General features: G+C 66.6%; 1 protein-coding gene. It reads left to right on the top strand.

Translation table 11 applies throughout. The features are described from left to right. Positions 1–9 precede the first annotated feature (9 nt). On the top strand, positions 10–776 hold a 767-nt coding region (locus tag RNB18_RS50705; protein ID WP_311720889.1), incomplete at its 3' end, for a hypothetical protein.

Here is a 776-nt window from a genome sequence, read left to right as displayed (position 1 = left end):
GCCAACGAGGTGGCCCAGGCCGTGGTGGTCCAGAAGGGGAACCCCACCTCCTTCATGCCCCTCAAGGTGTTCCAGCAGATTCCGGAGAAGGCGCCGGCCGACTGGATCTCACGGGCTCTCCTGAATCCTCCGGACCGCTGGCTCCTGCGTGAACTCTTCAGCAGCGTGGCCGTGCTGGTGGGCTCGGGAACGTGGCACCCCTCGTCCGAGCGGTTGCGCGCGATCCGGCGGGAAAGTATCGAGACGACGCTGGACAACGACATCGAACTGGAAGTCCGACGCTCCAGCCTTCAGCTCTTCCGGGCACTCCAGGGCACGGGCACCAGCGGAGCAGCGCGGGCACTGCCGCCCGGGGCTACGCCGGAGCTGCTCTACCTGGCCAAGGCGGATGGCGCGGGTGACCAGCAGATTGCCCGATACCAGGGGATCAGTGCACGGGTCGCGGCCGAGATCCAAGCCGTCGGGCTGCGGTCCCAGAGCAAATGGGCACGAGGCGAGGACCCGGGTCTCGGTGTGATCCTTCAGCTGTGTCTCTTCGGCCGGAGCGACGACCTGCGCAGCGCCTCCACATCGATACTGACGAGCTCCGGATACGTCGACCTGCTGCGAGCCGTGCTCGCGCGCGACCTCAACAGCGGGAAACTGCATGAGGACAGGCTGGTTGCGCGGGCTTTCATTCGGATGTTTGGGAAGGTCGCAGCTGGCCCGGGGGACGGAGGCGCGCTGCTGCGAGTCGTCTGCTCCGAGCACATCGACATCGATACGAGGATCCAGGC

It is taken from the genome of Streptomyces doebereineriae (assembly GCF_031845645.1).
In the GTDB taxonomy this organism is placed as follows: Bacteria; Actinomycetota; Actinomycetes; order Streptomycetales; family Streptomycetaceae; genus Streptomyces; species Streptomyces canus.
This window is presented reverse-complemented; position numbering and strand designations above follow the sequence as displayed.